The sequence below is a fragment of the Streptomyces sp. SID486 genome, from assembly GCF_009865385.1.
Classification (GTDB): Bacteria; Actinomycetota; Actinomycetes; order Streptomycetales; family Streptomycetaceae; genus Streptomyces.
Genome location: NZ_WWJT01000791.1, coordinates 1 through 15,432 on the forward strand (window position 1 = coordinate 1; position 15,432 = coordinate 15,432).

Genomic DNA, 15,432 nt, shown 5'->3' on the forward strand with positions numbered 1-15,432 from the left:
TGACGGGGCCGCACCCGGCGGGACCGCGTGCCGGGGCCGGACCCGGCCGGGCCGCGTGACGGGGCCGCACCGGGCGGGGGCGCGTGTCGGGGCCGGGCGAGGACCGTAGTGTCTCTCCTGACCCCGCGCCCCCGCCGGCCCGCCCTTGGAGCTCCCGTGCCTGTCCCCCTCGGTGACGACGTGGTGGCGCTGCTGCGTCGCCCCAGCACCTGCTACATCGCCACCACCATGCCCGACGGCTCGCCCCAGCTCACGCAGACCTGGGTCGACACCGATGGTGAGCACGTGCTGATCAACAGCGTCGAGTCGCATCAGAAGACCCGGAACATCGCGCGCGACCCGCGGGTCGCCGTCGCCGTGTCCGACCCCGCGGACCCGACGTCGTACGTCCAGATCCGCGGGCGCGTGGTGCGCGTGTCCACCGAGGGGGCGGCCGACCACATCGAGGCGCTCGCCCGGAAGTACCTCGGCGGCCCCTACCCGTGGTTCGGCGGGCGGGACCAGGTACGGGTGGTCTACGTGATCGAACCGGAACGGATCAGCGGCCCACGCGGCTGAACGCGGCTGACCGCGGCCGCCCGGGGCGCCCCGACGCGGCTCGGAGCACGGGACGGCGCACGGGATGCCGCCCGCTGCCGTGGCGGACGAACGGGGTATATCGTCCACAGGTGCACGTGATGGCACACGGCCGATGCCTGTCCCGGGAGGCGCGATGAGCCAGCAGCCGGTCCTTCTCCCCTACGCCGACCCGGCCTTCGTGGCGGACCCGTTCCCGCTCTTCCGACGGCTGCGCGAGGACGGCCCCGTCCGCCGCGCGGTCATCGCCGGCGGTCTGGACGCCTGGCTGGTGACACGGTACGCGGACGGTCTCGCCGCCCTGTCCGACCCGAGGCTGAGCAGTGACGCCCGTGACGCCTCCGACCCCCGCCTCGTCGCACAGCTGCCCGCGTTCGAGCGCGAGTCGCTGATGAGCAACATGCTGCGGTCCGACCCGCCCGACCACACCCGGCTCCGGCGCCTGGTGTCCAAGGCGTTCACGGCACGCCGGGTCGCCGGGCTGCGCCCCCGGATCCAGGAGATCACCGACCGGCTCCTGGACGCGGTGGTACCGGCCGGCCGGGCCGAACTCGTGGCGGACTTCGCGCTGCCGCTGCCGGTCACCGTCATCAGCGAGCTGCTCGGCGTGCCGGTGGACGACCGGTACGACTTCCAGCGCTGGACCGATGCGATGCTCGTACGCGGCGAGCGGATGCCCGATCCGGTCGTCGTCGACGCGGCCTGGCGGCACATGCGCGCCTACCTGACCGAGCACCTGGAGAGCAAGCGCGCCCGGCCGGGGGACGATCTGCTGAGCGCGCTGATCAGCGCCCACGACCAGGAGGAGCGGCTGAGCCACGACGAGCTGGTCGCCATGACCTTCCTGCTCCTGGTGGCCGGGTACGTCACCACCGTCAACCTGATCGGCGGTGGCATCGCCGCGCTCCTCGCCCACCCCGACCAGCTGGCCCTCCTGCGCGACAGGCCGCGGTTGCTGCCCGACGCGGTCGAGGAGTTCCTCCGCTACGACGGTCCCGTCAGCCCGGGGATCGCCCGCTTCGCTCGCGAGGACGTCGAGATCGGGGGCGTGACCATCCCGCGTGGCGCGACCGTGCTCGTGGCCTCCGCGATCGCCGACCGTGATCCGGCGCGCTTCCACGACCCCGACAGACTGGACATCACCCGGCGGGACAACGGCCATCTGGCCTTCGGACACGGCATCCACTACTGCCTGGGCGCGCCCCTCGCCCGGCTGGAGGGGCAGATCGCCATCGGGACGGTCCTGCGCCGCCTTCCGGACCTGGCCCTGGCGGTGCCGCCGGCCGAGCTGGAGTGGCGGCCCGGCGGTCTGCGCGGTCCGGCACGGCTTCCGGTCACGTTCACTCCCGCCGGCGGTACGGCAGACCGGCCCGCCCCCTGCGCCTCACCTGGCGTCGAACCCCCGGCGTGAGGACCGCGAGGGTGCCGGCCCGCCCGGACCCGGGTCACCGTACGGGGGACGACAGGCGGTAGGCCCCGGCCAGCTCCCTCACCTCCACCGAGACCGCCGACACCCGCACACCGACCGTCCGCAGGTGCCTGTCGAGCAGCGCCAGCGCGCTCTCGGACAGCCGCGCCCTCTGCTCCTCGGGACGGCCCGGCATGAGGCCCACCTCCAGGTGCAGGAAACCGGCCTCCCCGTCCGGCGTGTCCCCGACGTACGTCCCGGCCGGACGGACCAGGGTCTTGCAGACGCCCGCCGAGCCGGACTCCTCCACGACGAGCCGGTGCAACTCCTTCACCAGGACGTCTGCGTCCAGGACACCGGTCAGATGCGCGGAGTGGTCGAGGGTGAGGTGCGGCATGCGGGACCTTTCACGTGCTTCTGGTTTCTCAGGGCAACCATTTTCCCCCACGGTCCGGCGCGCGTGACACGCGGTGCCCGCGGTGGGAGGGTCCGGTCCCCGGCCGGCCCCCGCCTCCGCCCGGCCGGGGTGCCGCTGCCCCTGCCGGTCCCGGCGTCGACGCCTGTGGCGCCGGTGCGGGTCGTGCCGAGGTTCTCGGGCACACCGTCGGAGCACCGGATCAGGTGGTGCACATCACGGCTGTCCGCCATGTAGCCGACCTGGAACCGCCCGGCCGGGTCGGCGTCGGACACCCCGGCACGGCGGGTACCGGCCGGTGCGGCCAGCTGCTGCATGGTGCACGGTCCGCCGCGTTCCGTAGGGCGCGCACCCTCCCCCGACGCCGGGTGACGGCCGGGGGACCTGACGGCATGCCACGTCACGGCTTGGCCAAGTCCCACCCGCCCGTTGGGCACATGTTCACCGCGGACCTCTGACGCGCCCCGCGCTCGCGGACGAAGATGGCCGGCGGCCCGTCCTGCCGCCGGGCCGGCCGTCACTCCGGAGAGCTCCACTCGCCCTGGAAGGGTCCGTCATGGCCGAGTTGACACGCCGTAGACTGCTGGGTTCCGCCGCGGGCGCGCTGGGGGGCGCCGCGGCCCTCTCCCTCCTCCCGCCGAGCGTCCAGCGGGCCGTCGCCTCCGGGCCGCCCGGGAACGGCTCGCTGAGCGACATCGAGCACGTCGTGATGCTGATGCAGGAGAACCGGTCGTTCGACCACTACTTCGGCACCCTGTCGGGCGTCCGGGGCTTCGACGACCCGCAGGCCCTCAGGCTCGACGACGGGCGCAGCGTCTTCTACCAGCCCGACGCCGTGAACCCGAGGGGGTACCTGCTGCCCTTCCACCTCGACACCCACACGTCGAGCGCGCAGGCCATCCCCTCCACCAGCCACGCCTGGTCCGTGCAGCACGAGGCGTGGAACGGCGGCAAGATGGACCGGTGGCTGCCCGCACACCGCAAGGCGGACGGCTCCAACGGCCCCTATGTGATGGGGTACTACACCCGCGAGGACATCCCGTTCCAGTTCGCCCTCGCCGAGACCTTCACCGTCTGCGACAACTACTTCTGCTCGGTGTTCGGCCCCACCTGGCCCAACCGGCTGATGTGGATGACCGGCACGATCGACCCCGGCGGCACCCGCGGCGGCCCGGTCATCAGCAACTCCGCACCCACACCGTACCGCTGGACGACGTACGCCGAACGGCTCCAGGCGGCCGGCGTCAGCTGGAAGGTGTACCAGCAGGACGACGACTACGGCTGCAACGTGCTGGAGCAGTTCGCCGGCTTCAAGAACGCGCAGCCCGGCTCCGACCTGTACGAGCGGGGCGTGCGTCCGCAGCCGGAGGGCACCTTCGAGGACGACGCCCGCAACGACCGCCTCCCGGCCGTGAGCTGGATCATGCCGACGAGCTTCCAGTCGGAGCACCCCGCCTACCTCCCGGCGGCCGGCGCGGACTTCGTGGCGTCGAAGATCGAGGCTATCGCGGCCAACCCCGAGGTGTGGCGCAAGACGGCGTTCATCCTCAACTACGACGAGAACGACGGGCTGTTCGACCACGTGGTGCCGCCCACTGCACCCGCCGGCACCGCGGACGAGTACATCAGGGGTCTGCCGATCGGTGGCGGCTTCCGGGTCCCGGCGATCATCGTCTCCCCCTGGACGGTGGGCGGCTGGGTCGCTTCGGAGGCTTTCGACCACACCTCCGCCCTGCAGTTCCTGGAGCGGTTCACCGGGGTGGCGGAACCCAACATCAGCGACTGGCGGCGCGCCACCTTCGGTGACCTCACGACGGCCTTCCGGTTCCGCGACGCCCGCCCGCGCGCGCCCCGGCTCCCCGACGACACCGCGGAGCAGCTGGAGAGGGCGAAGGAGGAGGTGGCGACGCTGCCGAAGCCCACCCTGCCGGGGGCGGACCAGACGTTCCCGCACCAAGAGCGCGGCCGCCGTCCGCACGTGTGACACCCGCCGACGCCCGCGGGGCCCGGACCGTCCGGGCCCCGCGGGCGTCGCCGTGCCCGGCGACGTCACCTCCCCGCCGCTGCCGCGGTCAGCCGTCCGCGACGGTCTCCGCCTCGGCGGCGTAGAGCCGCGCCGGATCGAATCCCATGCCGGTGAAGTGACCGGCGAGTTCGAGCGAGAGCACCCCGTGCAGCCGGCTCCAGAAGGCCAGGGCGCGGCGCAGCGCCGGCGCCGGGTGCCCCCCGGCCCAGAGCCGGTGCTCGTCCAGATGTGTCTCCAGCGGTGACGGCTGGGCGGGGGGCTGGTCGGCGGGGACGGCGGAGGGCCGGCCCGCGGTGGCGGCGTCGAGCAGGACGGCCATGATCTGTGAGGTGATCCGGGTGGTCGCCTCGGGCGCGTGGTAGCCGGGCACGGGCGTGCCGTAGACGAGGAGATACCGCTGCGGGTCGTCCAGGGCCCACCGGCGCAGCGCCTGCGCCAGCTCGCCGAGACCGGCGCCGGCGGCGGCCTCGGCCTGGAAGGTGTCGGCGAGGCTGCGATAGGCGTCCATGACGAGTTCGGTGATCAGCTCGTCGCGGCCGGCGAAGTACCGGTAGAGCGCCGGTCCGCTCATCCCGATCTGCTTGGCGATGGCGTTCAGGGAGAGCGCCGACGCCCCGGCGGTCGCGATCTGCTCCCAGGCGTACTTCTTGATCTCCTCGCGGACCTGGGCGCGGTACCGCTCCCTGGGAGTCCCCGCATCCGGCTTGCCCACGGCCCGTCCTCTCTCCCGCCGACTGTCGGTTAGAAGGTATCACCAACGCTATTGACGGTCACGAGCGCCTTGCGTTAGAACTTCTAACGAACACGAAAGCCTCTACAGACAGGAGGGCGGATCGTGGACAGCGAGCGCCTCGTTCAGGTGGTTCTGCCGGGCATCGTCGCGCCGGAGGAGCTGCAGCTCCGGCACGCGGCCGTGCCGGAGCCCGGCCGGGGACAGATCGTGATCGCCATGGAGGCGACCGGCGTCTCCTTCGCCGAACAGCAGATGCGCCGCGGGCGCTACTACGACCAGCCGCCGTTCCCGTTCGTACCGGGGTACGACCTGGTGGGGCGGGTGTTCGCGACCGGACCGGGAGTCGATTCCGGCCTGACCGGACGGCGGGTGGCCGCGCTGGTCAAGGTCGGCGGCTGGGCCAGCCATGTGGTCGTCGACGCGCGGGACGCGGTCGAGGTCCCGGACGGCCTGACCGCGGCGCAGGCGGAGACGGTCGTGGTCAACGGCATCACCGCCTGGCAGATGCTGCACCGCACGGCCCGGGTACGCGCCGGGCGGACGGTGCTGGTGCACGGCGCCGGCGGCGGCGTCGGCTCCGTGCTGGTCCAGCTCGCCCTCGCGGCGGGCGTGAAGGTGATCGGCACGGCCTCGCCCCGGCACCACGAGGCGCTGCGGGAGCTGGGCGTCACCCCGGTCGACTACCGCGGCGCGGACGTGCCGGCCCGGGTGCGCGAACTCGCCCCGGGCGGAGTGGACGCCGTCTTCGACCACGTCGGCGGCCGCAGCGTCGTCGACTCCTGGCACCTGCTCGCCCGCGGCGGCACCCTCGTCTGCTACGGCAGCGCCTCCACCCGCGACGACACCGGCTCCAAGCAGTGGCCCGTGCTGAAGATCCTCGCCCGCACCTGGCTGTGGAACACCCTGCCCAACGGCCGCCGGGCCCACTTCTACAACATCTGGGCCGGCCGGGCACTGGCCAAGGACCGCTTCCGCGCCCGTCTGCGGAGCGATCTCACCGAGGTCTTCACGGCAGTGGACCGGGGCGACGTCACCGCCCGCATCGCCGCGCAACTGCCGCTCTCCCAGGCCGCCGAGGCCCTGCGCCTGGCGGAGTCCGGCACCGTCACCGGCAAGGTCGTGCTGACTCCCTGACCCGCACGGTTCCCCTGCCCCACCGCACAACCGACGGAGGAAACACCATGTCCGCAACCCGTACCGCCGGTCTCCGTACCGCCGGTCTCCGTACCGCCCTGTCGACCGTCCCGCTCGTCCTCGCCGCTCTCGGCACCGCCGTCGCGCCGGCCGAGGCCGCTTCCCACCGGCCCGTCACGTCCCTCACCTGCCAGGGAAGAGGCGTCGATCCGGCCGCACAGGTCCGCTACCGGACCGAGACCCTGATCCACGCCCCGCTGCGTACGGTGTGGAAGGTCCAGACGGACGTGCAGCACTGGCCTTCCTGGCAGGCCGCCGTCACGACCGCCCAACGCCTCGACCACGGCCCCCTCCGCAGCGGATCGGCGTTCCGGTGGACGACCCCGGTACCCCCCAACCCGACGCCTGCCAGCGAGCTGGACATCACCTCGACGGTCCGGCAGCTGCGCCACCACTCCTGCATCCGCTGGACCGGCCCCGCGGTCGGTGAAGGGCTGCGCATCGACGGGGTGCACGTGTGGACCTTCGTCCCGGCCGAGGGCGGCGTCCTCGTGCGTACCGAGGAGACCCACACCGGCGCCCAGGTCGACGCGGACGTGCCGGCCGCGACCGCGCTGCTGCGGCAGGGCCTGGAGGCATGGCTGCTCGACCTGAAGACCGCCGCGGAGGCCCGCGCCGGCGGCCGGCACCACTGACCCCGGGCCGCGCCAGGGGGCCGGGAGAAGGGGTCAGCCGCGACCGGGTGGAACGCCTGCCGCGCCACCCGTGCTCCGCACGGCCGTTCGCCGGCGCGGCTCGCTGTCGTCGTCGAGCCCGTCCAGGAAACCGGCCACGGTGTCGGTCACCTCGTCGAGGGTGCGTGCGCTGAAGAGGACCGGCTGGTAGCCGCGGATGTCGTACGGGGTGGCGAGCACGGCGTCGATGTCCAGCGGCCGGACGCGGGCCGCCGGCAGCCGGCCGATCTCCCCGTAGGAGGACAGCAGGGCCGCGCCGTACGCCTTCGGGGTCCCGCCCTCCTCCAGGACGCCGTACTCCAGGGTGAACCAGTACACGTCACTGATCATCTGCAGGACGTCCTCGCGCTCGACCCGCATCGCCGCCCGGCCGATCAGGCGGTAGATGTCGGCGAAGGCCGGCGCGGCCAGGTGGATCCCGTGGCCGAAGACGTCGTGGATGACGTCGGGCTCCGGGGTGAACAGCGGTACGGCGGGGTGGCGGACGAACTGCACGGCATGGAAGTGGCCGTCCGCCATCGACCCCAGGAACCGTTTGTTCGCGACCACTCCCCCGGCGAGGGTGAACTCGAAGCCCGTCAGACGGCGCAGCCGCGCGCCGACCTCCGCGTGCTGCGGAATGTGGTCTGCGGGCACCGGGGCGTGCTCTCTGGCGTCGAGCGCGGCGCGGCACGCGTGCGCGTCCTGGGCCTTCCACAGTGCCCGGTGGACGGTGCGCCAGGTTCTCTCCTCGCTCGCGAGGTAGTCCACCGACGGGTACGGGTCGCCGACCCGGTGACCGCGGGCGAGCGCCGCGATCCCCCGCCGCCGGGACAGGTAGTCCGGATCGCTGAGCCCGGGATGTTCGGCGGCCGGGCCGAGCCGGCCGTCGGCCGAGACGGGCGTTCGCACCTGGATGCCGGTCATGGCCCCATCGTTCCTTCCCGGCCCTGGTCGGTCAGGGGGTGTCCGATGGCAGCGGAGGGGGGTCGTGCCGGCTCTGACGTCCCGCGGGCCTTCCCTGGCCAGTGTCGGAGCAGAGCCGCCCGTCGGCCACCGGACCGCTCCGCCGTCCCCCGACAGCCGTCGCCCGCGGGCGACGGCCCCGCTGGCACCGCCCGTGTCGGCCTCCGTGTCCGGTGGGCGCGCACGCACCCTCTGGCTCGAGGGTTGCACCTCCTGAGCCACAGGCGTTACCTGGAAGTACCGGCGGTGAAGCGAGCACACAGGCCACGGCACAGGCCGAGGGCCTCTTTCGCGCGGCCCCGGCACCGGCCCGTTCTCGCTGCCGTCATCGAGCGCTCGACGCGGAGGTGACACAGGTGAAAGCCGTTGTCTACGAGAGGCCCTTCAGCGTCACGGTGAAGGACGTCGACGACCCGCGGATCCAGCACCCCAACGACGTCCTCGTCCGGGTCACGTCGTCCGCGATCTGCGGGTCCGACCTGCACATGTACGAGGGGCGCACGGCGGCCGAGCCGGGCATCGTATTCGGACACGAGAACCTCGGGGTCATCGAGGAGGTCGGCGACGGCGTGGCCTCCCTCTCCGTGGGCGACCGCGTCGTGATGCCCTTCAACGTCGCGTGCGGGTTCTGCAAGAACTGCCTCGCCGGGGAGACGGGATTCTGCCTGACGGTCAATCCCGGGTTCGCCGGCGGGGCCTACGGATACGTCGCCATGGGCCCGTACAAGGGCGGCCAGGCGGAGCGGCTGCGGGTGCCGTTCGCCGACTTCAACTGTCTGAAGCTGCCGCCGGGAGACGAGTTCGAGACCGACTTCGTACTGCTCGCCGACATCTTCCCGACCGGATACCACGGCTGTGAGCTGGCCCAGGTCTCGCCCGGCGAGTCCGTGGCCGTCTACGGCGCCGGACCGGTGGGCCTGATGGCGGCCTACTCGGCGCTGCTGCGCGGCGCGGCCAAGGTGTTCTCGGTCGACCGGGTGCCCGAGCGGCTCGCCAAGGCGGAGGAGATCGGGGCCGTCCCCATCGACTTCACCCAGGGTGATCCGGCCGAGCAGATCAAGGAACACATGAAGGGGGAAGGCACCGACAAGGGAGTGGACGCCGTCGGGTACCAGGCCCAGTCCCACGACACCAGCCACGAGGAACCCGCCATCGTCCTGAACGAGCTGGTCGAGACGGTACGGGCGACGGGCAGGCTCGGCGTACCGGGTCTGTACGTGCCGTCCGACCCGGGCGGACCCGACGAACACGCCAAGCACGGCCAGCTCCTGGTCTCGATCGGCAGGATGTTCGAGAAGGGCCAGAAGATGGGCACCGGTCAGTGCAACGTCAAGCGGTACAACCGCCAGTTGCGCGACATGATCATCGCCGGGCGGGCCAAGCCCAGCTTCGTGGTCTCCCACGAACTGCCGCTGGACCAGGCTCCGCAGGCGTACGAGAAGTTCGACAAGCGCATCGAGGGCTACACGAAGGTCGTCCTGCACCCGGGCCACGCCCTCGCCGCGTAGTGGAGCACCGGCACCACCACCGCGTGAGCAGGACGCGGTGATCCCCGAGCCCCCGCGTGGGCGACACCGGCACCGGTGACGGTGCTCCGGTGACGCGGGGGCTCGCCGGCGACCGCGGGCGGCGGCACCTCGCACGGACCGCCGACGGATCCGCGCACCGGACCGCCGACGGATCCGCGCACTGGACCGCCGACGGATCCGCGCACCGGACCGCCGACGGACTCACCGGACCGCCGACGGATCCGCTCACCGGTCGAGCGGTGCGCTCTGGGAGCATGGTCAGGTGGACGGACATCCGGTCTTCGGCGGCGCCGGACCGGCGGACGCGCTCATGGTGGCGCCCACCGCGCGGACGGCGGTGGCGTGGCTGCCACCGCCTGAGCTCTGGCCCGCGATCCAGGACATCCGCCGGGAGCACGACCCCCAGGTACGCCGGTGGCCTCCGCACGTCAATCTGCTGTTCGGGTTCGTGCCGGAGGACGAGTTCCCGCGGGCCCTGCCGCTGCTGTGCGAGAGCGCGGCCCGTGGTACGGCGTTCGGGGCGCGTCTGGCCGGCGTGCACTGCTTCCGGCACCGGCACCACGCCACGGTGTGGCTCGATCCCGCCGCGGCGGGGGCGGGGCCGTGGACGCGGCTGTACCGGGAGCTGGAGCTGCGGTTCCCGCTCTGCCGCGGGCGGGGCGGCCGCTTCACCCCGCACCTGTCCCTCGGCCGGACCCGGGACCCGGACCGCCTGGCCGCCGAGTGCGCCGTCCGGCTCGGCTCGGCGGCGGCCGTGGTCGAGGAGGTGGTCGTACTCTCCCGGCGCGGGGAAGGTCCCATGCGGCCCCGGGCGGTGATCGCTCTCGGCACGGGCGAGGTACGCGAGCCACGGGAGTGGCCCGGCCCGTCCCCGTGACGCACCCGCGGACACCGACGGGCGGTCGCTCGTCGTATCGTCACACCCCCGGTGCGGGTCTGCTCGTGCGTCGCCCCCCTCGGGGGTCTGCTCGCGCGGCGTACCCTCTGTGCGGGTCTGCTCGTGCGTCGCCGCCCTCGGGGGCAAGCTCGTGCGGCGTACCCCTGTGGGGGTCTAGCTCGTGCGGCCGAGAGCGGGCGGGGCGGGTCAGTCGGCCAGGAAGGCGGCCAGCGCCTCCGCTGTCTCCTCGGGCGCCTCGACCTGCGGGTAGTGGCCGACGCCGGCCAGGACGGCGAAGGCGGCACGGGGGCGGCGGAGCCGGAGGCGGTCGAGGACGTGGGCGCCGCTGACCGGATCTTCGGGGCCCCAGACGAACAGCATCGGGCCCTCGTACCCTTCCAGGGAGCCGGTCCACCGGTGGAAGTGGACGCGGCGGTCGTCGATGTACCGCAGCAGACGCGGGGCCAGGCGATGGCCGTCGGCGTGGGCGACGGACGTCCACATGTCGTGCAGGACCTCGTCCGGGACCGGCCTGCCCAGGACGCTGCGCAGGTTCGCGGTGAACCTGCGCTCGTCGGTGAGACGGGACAGCAGCGGGCCGGCGGGGCTGTGCAGAAGGCGCTGCATCAGGATCGGGCGGTGGAGGTCGGCGTAGAGACCACCGTTCAGCAGGGCGGTGCGGGTGATGCGGTCCGGGTCCCGGGCCAGCAGCTCCTGGGCGACGGACACCCCGTAGTCGTGGGCGACCAGCGCGGTCTCACCGGTTCCCAGGCGCTCCCAGAGGGCCTCGACCAGGTCGGCCTGCTCATGGACGGAGTAGCGGTGGTGGGGCGGCTTGTCGCTCTGCCCGAACCCGAGCAGGTCGAGCGTGGTCACCCGGCATCCGGCCGCGACCAGGTACGGGACGGTCGCCGCCCAGTCGTGGGAGGAGGTGGGGAAGCCGTGCACCAGGGTGACGGGCCGCCCCTCCCCGTCCTGGCGGACGAAGAGCCGGTGCCCGTTCAGCTCCACCCGGGCGCCGCCGGCGGTCCAGTCGGCGAGCTTCATCGAGGGTCTCCGATCCCGTCGAGCAGGGCGGTCAGACCGAAGGCGAACTCCTGGTCGCCGTCCGGCAGGTTGAGCGGTCCGGCGAGTTCCCGGACCAGCGGGTACTGCGGCAGGCCGGCGAACAGGTCCGTCATCGCGGTCCGCTCCCCGGCGCCGCGCGCCGCGCCTCCGGTGCCGAGGACCGCGGTGCCGATGACGAAATGTGTGACCGTCAGGTAGATGCGGACCGCCCGTGCCGGCTCCCAGCCCGCCCGGATCAGCAGGCCGAGCCCGAACTCCCGCCCCCGCAGGGCGTTGGGCCCGAGCAGCTGCCCGACGGTCAGCAGGGGCACGACCGCGGGATGTGCGAGCAGCACCTGTCTGAACGCGTGCGCGGCCTGTTCCAGGTCGGCCCGCCACCCTGCGCCGGTCTGCCGCGGCGCCACCTCGCCCAGTACATGGTCGACGAGTTCCACCAGCAATTCGTCCCTGCTGGCCACGTGCCGGTACAGCGAGGTGTGCCGGACGCCCGTCTCCTCGGCGACCCGGCGCATGGTGAGCGCCGTGAGCCCTTCGGCGTCCACGATCTCCAGCGCCGCCCGGGTGATCCGGCTCAGCTCCAGCCCGCCCGCACGCGGCCGTTGCCGCTCGCGCGCCGCGTAGCGCGCCCGCCACCACTGCACCGATCCCGCTCGCACCCCGTCACTATGCGTCCAGTGGACGCATAGTGCAAGCGTGCGGACGGCACACGGGCCGGGGGCCGCCGCTCGACGGCGCGCCCCCGGCCGGCCGCGCTGCGGAGCGCCGGGTGTCAGCAGGTGCGGCCCACGTAATGGGCGCCCTGGATCTTGGCGGCGGAGCCCAGCCAGGTCCGGCCCGGGGCCACGCAGCGCTCGTAGTCGGGGGCCAGGGCGACCTCGACCTTGATCACCACGTGGGAGCCGTCGGAGGTGCAGTGGTTGTAGTAGGCGTCGGAGCCGGTCTCGTAGAAACCGCACGGGTCGGCGGCCGCCGGGGTCGCGGTGGCGGCACCGGTACCGAGGAGGGCGAACGCGAGGGAGACGGAACCGAGGACACTGGTCAGCAGTCGGCGGACGGGCACGGCGGACTCCTCATGGTGTGGGGGAAGGAACGGTGCGGCGGGAGGCGGTGTGGCCGCTTCGCCGGGCACGCGCCCATGATCAGGGGTCGCGCCGCCCCGGCCGCCGCGTGCGTGCCGTTTTCACCCGGCGAATCATTTCCTCGGTACGCCGAACGGGGTACCGGCCTGGACACGCGCCCGCGGCCGGCGGCAGGGGCCCGTGACGGCAGTCCCGCCGTGGAGCACGGCGCTCCCGAGGTGCGCGGTCCGCGTGGTTGCGGAAACATCGGTAGAGGGGTATGCGCCCTGCGACGACACGCAGACGGACGCACCGCCCACCGGCGGACCGGCGCCTTTCCAGGCTGGGGGAATCGCCCTTTCGGTTCCGTACCGGAGTTCCTCATGGCGAAGCGCGACGCACGATGGTCTTCGGCCTCCTCACGGCAGCCGGCCGGGCCGGCCGCCGAGCGGTGGGTGACCGCGGGTGACTGCGGTCTGCTGCTCGTGAGGCTGACCTTCGGACTGTTCATGGCCGGACACGGCGCACAGAAGCTCTTCGGCCTGTTCGGCGGGCCGGGTCTGACCGCCACCGGCAAGGGGTTCGACGCCCTCGGCTACCACCCGGGGAAACTGTTCGCCGTGATCGGCGGGCTGTCCGAGTTCCTCGGTGGTCTCGGGCTGGCCGTCGGGCTGTTCACGCCGCTGGCCGCCGCCGCCCTGATCGGCCTGATGATCAATGCCATGGTCACGGTCACGGCCGCCCACGGCCTGTGGGAGTCGGACGGCGGTGTGGAGTACAACGTCGCCATCGCCGTCGTCGCCATCGCCGTCGCCGCCATCGGCCCGGGCCGGCTGGCCGTCGACCGCTACTTCCGGTGGGGCCAGGGCGGGTGGGCTCCGGCCGCGTTCGCCCTCGGCCTGGGCGGCATCGCGGCCGCGCTCTCACTGGGCCTGTGACACCGGCACACCCGGACGAGCCCCTGCCGCCGGCACACCCGGACGAGCCCCCTGCCGCCGGCGTGCCACGCCACTGCTGAGCCGGCACACGGGTACGCCCCGCCGGGCCGCGATCGCGACCCCAGACCGCCCGTCCCGGGCGGCGGGGCAGGGCCGGACCGGTCAGCCTGGCCGCTCCCGGGGCAGCGGCACGCGCCACTCCAGCGTGGCGCCACCGCCGGCGGGGCTGGTCACCGCGAGCCGCCCGCCGAGTCCCGCCGCCCGCTCGGCCATGTTGCGCAGTCCGCTGCGCCGGCCGTCGGGCGCGATGCCCACCCCGCTGTCCGAGACGGTCAGGCACACCTCGGTGCCGTCGGTCGTGAGGGTCACCTGAGCGCGGCCGGCGCGGGCGTGCCGGGCGATGTTGGTGAGGGCCTCGGTCAGCACGGCCACGACATGGTCGGCGACCTCCGGCGGCACATCGGTGTCGACCAGCCCCTCCATGCGCACACCGGGGGTGAAGCCGAGCACGGGGGCCGCCTCGCCGACCGCCCGGACCACCCTCGCCCGCAGCCCGCTGCCGGCGGTGCCCGTACGCGCCCGCAGCCCGAAGATCGTCGACCTGATGATCTTGATGGTCTCGTCCAGGTCGTCCACTGCCCGCAGCACCCGCTCGGCGGCCTCGGGACGCTCGATGAGACGGCCCGCGCTCTGCAAGGTCATCCCGGTGGCGAACAGCCGCTGGATGGCAAGGTCGTGCAGGTCCCGGGCGATGCGGTCGCGGTCCTCCAGCAACGCGATCTGCTGGGCGTCCTGCCTGCGCTCGGCCAGTTCCATCGCGATCGCGGCCTGGGCGGCGAAACCCTGGAGCATCTCGGTCTCCTTGCGGAGGAAGACCGGCCGGCCGGCTTCCCGGGCCACGAGGACCACCCCGCGCACACCACTCGCGCCGGTGCCGATCGGGACGGCCACGGCGGGACCCAGCCCGAGGAAGCGCGGCGGCTGCGTCGAGATCCTCGGGTCGTGCAGCACGTCGTCGCTGGTGACCGGAGCGGCCCCGGTGTAGGCCAGGCCCACCAGACTCTCGTGCATGGGCAGCACCAGGCCACGGTGTGCCTCCGCGTCCACTCCGACGGCGATCTCCACGGTGAGCGACTTCGTGCCCTCCATGGGCATGGCCACCACGGCGAGGGCGGAACCCCAGATCTCCCGGGCGCGCTCGGCGATCAGTCCCAGCGACTCGGCTCGCTCGCTGCCGGACATCAGGCTGTGGGTGATCTCCGCGTTCGCCCGCAGCCAGCGCTCGCGCAGCCGGGAGTCCGCGTACAGGCGGGCGTTGTCGATGGCCACGCCGGCGGCCACGGCCAGTGTGGAGAGCACCGACTCGTCCTCCTCGTCGAACTCCGCGCCGCCGCGTTTCTCCGTCAGGTACAGGTTGCCGAAGACCTGGTCGCGCACCCGGATCGGAACGCCGAGGAAGCTGTTCATGGGCGGGTGGCCCGGCGGGAAGCCGTACGAGGCCGGGTGGCCGGAGATCCTCGCCATCCGGAGCGGCTGCGGGTGCCGGATCAACTCGCCGAGGATGCCGTGTCCTTCCGGGTAGGGGCCGACGGTGGCGATCTCGTCCTCCGTGACGCCCACCGTGTGGAAGGCGGACAACCGCGTGCCGTCCGGCCCGATGACGCCGAGGGCCGCGTACTCGGCGTCCACGAGCACGGCGGCGGCTTCCACGATGGAGCGCAGCGCCTGCTCCAGGTCCAGTTCCCGGCCGACGGAGAGGATGGCGTCCAGCAGGCTGCGCACGCGTTCCTGCGTGCCCCGGGCGGCGTCGATCCGGGCCTGCAGCTCCTCCAGCAGCTCGTCGAGCTTCAGCCGCGGCAGGCGTACGCGGGGCTCCTCGGGGCTTGCCACCACGTCCTCCCTGTCCCGTGGGCGCGGACCCGGCACCGGCCGGTCATCTCCACCGTATCCGGAGCCCGTCGCGGCCGGTACGCCGGACCGCACGGCTCTCG

At 73.3% G+C, this 15,432-nt stretch carries 15 protein-coding genes; 8 read left to right on the top strand and 7 right to left on the bottom strand.

Annotation, left to right across the window (positions count from 1 at the left end):
- Positions 1-156: 156 nt before the first annotated feature.
- Together GT045_RS37630 and GT045_RS37635 are read left to right on the top strand one after the other, a co-directional pair.
- On the top strand, positions 157-558 hold the full coding sequence (locus GT045_RS37630; RefSeq protein WP_161287033.1) for a PPOX class F420-dependent oxidoreductase: 402 nt from the start codon (positions 157-159) through the stop codon (positions 556-558).
- A 154-nt stretch (positions 559-712) separates the two neighbouring features.
- A complete protein-coding gene (locus GT045_RS37635) occupies positions 713-1,987 on the top strand; it encodes a cytochrome P450 (protein ID WP_161336958.1) in 1,275 nt (424 codons plus the stop codon).
- Between the two features lie 34 nt (positions 1,988-2,021).
- Here GT045_RS37635 and GT045_RS37640 read toward each other — a convergent pair whose 3' ends face one another.
- Positions 2,022-2,381 (bottom strand): 5-carboxymethyl-2-hydroxymuconate delta isomerase, encoded by a 360-nt coding sequence (locus tag GT045_RS37640; protein WP_161336959.1) that lies wholly within the window; start codon positions 2,379-2,381, stop codon positions 2,022-2,024.
- Between the two features lie 574 nt (positions 2,382-2,955).
- Between GT045_RS37640 and GT045_RS37645 the strand changes: the two genes are divergently transcribed.
- A complete protein-coding gene (locus tag GT045_RS37645; RefSeq protein WP_161336960.1) occupies positions 2,956-4,383 on the top strand; it encodes an alkaline phosphatase family protein in 1,428 nt (475 codons plus the stop codon).
- An 88-nt stretch (positions 4,384-4,471) separates the two neighbouring features.
- On the opposite strand, the gene GT045_RS37650 is transcribed toward GT045_RS37645, so the two are convergent.
- Positions 4,472-5,137 carry a TetR/AcrR family transcriptional regulator gene (locus GT045_RS37650; RefSeq protein WP_161336961.1) on the bottom strand — a complete coding sequence of 222 codons (666 nt, stop codon included), beginning with the start codon at positions 5,135-5,137 and terminating at the stop codon, positions 4,472-4,474.
- A gap of 123 nt (positions 5,138-5,260) precedes the next feature.
- On the opposite strand from GT045_RS37650, the gene GT045_RS37655 reads away from it, so the two are divergent.
- Together GT045_RS37655 and GT045_RS37660 are read left to right on the top strand one after the other, a co-directional pair.
- On the top strand, positions 5,261-6,292 hold the full coding sequence (locus GT045_RS37655) for a medium chain dehydrogenase/reductase family protein (protein ID WP_161336962.1): 1,032 nt from the start codon (positions 5,261-5,263) through the stop codon (positions 6,290-6,292).
- 47 nt (positions 6,293-6,339) lie between these two features.
- Entirely contained in the window at positions 6,340-6,987 is a 648-nt protein-coding gene (locus GT045_RS37660) for an SRPBCC family protein (RefSeq protein ID WP_161336963.1), read from the top strand.
- A gap of 33 nt (positions 6,988-7,020) precedes the next feature.
- Here the strand turns inward: GT045_RS37660 and GT045_RS37665 are convergent, their stop codons facing one another.
- Entirely contained in the window at positions 7,021-7,932 is a 912-nt protein-coding gene (locus GT045_RS37665; RefSeq protein WP_161336964.1) for a phenylalanine 4-monooxygenase, read from the bottom strand.
- Positions 7,933-8,327: 395 nt separating this feature from the next.
- On the opposite strand from GT045_RS37665, the gene GT045_RS37670 reads away from it, so the two are divergent.
- Entirely contained in the window at positions 8,328-9,479 is a 1,152-nt protein-coding gene (locus GT045_RS37670) for a glutathione-independent formaldehyde dehydrogenase (RefSeq protein ID WP_161292854.1), read from the top strand.
- Positions 9,480-9,762: 283 nt separating this feature from the next.
- Positions 9,763-10,377 carry a 2'-5' RNA ligase family protein gene (locus GT045_RS37675; protein WP_161336965.1) on the top strand — a complete coding sequence of 205 codons (615 nt, stop codon included), beginning with the start codon at positions 9,763-9,765 and terminating at the stop codon, positions 10,375-10,377.
- Positions 10,378-10,584: 207 nt separating this feature from the next.
- Here the strand turns inward: GT045_RS37675 and GT045_RS37680 are convergent, their stop codons facing one another.
- The 3 genes from GT045_RS37680 to GT045_RS37690 all read right to left on the bottom strand — a co-directional run bounded on the left by GT045_RS37680 (position 10,585) and on the right by GT045_RS37690 (position 12,505).
- A complete protein-coding gene (locus GT045_RS37680) occupies positions 10,585-11,424 on the bottom strand; it encodes an alpha/beta hydrolase (RefSeq protein ID WP_161336966.1) in 840 nt (279 codons plus the stop codon).
- Positions 11,421-12,101 carry a TetR/AcrR family transcriptional regulator gene (locus tag GT045_RS37685; RefSeq protein ID WP_161294664.1) on the bottom strand — a complete coding sequence of 227 codons (681 nt, stop codon included), beginning with the start codon at positions 12,099-12,101 and terminating at the stop codon, positions 11,421-11,423. The genes GT045_RS37680 and GT045_RS37685 overlap by 4 nt, the downstream gene beginning before the upstream one ends.
- Positions 12,102-12,214: 113 nt before the next feature.
- A complete protein-coding gene (locus tag GT045_RS37690) occupies positions 12,215-12,505 on the bottom strand; it encodes a DUF6355 family natural product biosynthesis protein (RefSeq protein ID WP_161294666.1) in 291 nt (96 codons plus the stop codon).
- A gap of 381 nt (positions 12,506-12,886) precedes the next feature.
- Here GT045_RS37690 and GT045_RS37695 point away from each other — a divergent pair, with 381 nt between their 5' ends.
- Positions 12,887-13,441, top strand: coding sequence for a DoxX family protein (locus GT045_RS37695; RefSeq protein ID WP_161336967.1), 555 nt, complete (start codon positions 12,887-12,889; stop codon positions 13,439-13,441).
- A gap of 162 nt (positions 13,442-13,603) precedes the next feature.
- Here GT045_RS37695 and GT045_RS37700 read toward each other — a convergent pair whose 3' ends face one another.
- The gene (locus GT045_RS37700; protein WP_161336968.1) at positions 13,604-15,331 is read right to left on the bottom strand and encodes a GAF domain-containing sensor histidine kinase; all 1,728 of its coding nucleotides are present in this window, start codon (positions 15,329-15,331) and stop codon (positions 13,604-13,606) included.
- Between the last annotated feature and the right edge of the window lie 101 nt (positions 15,332-15,432).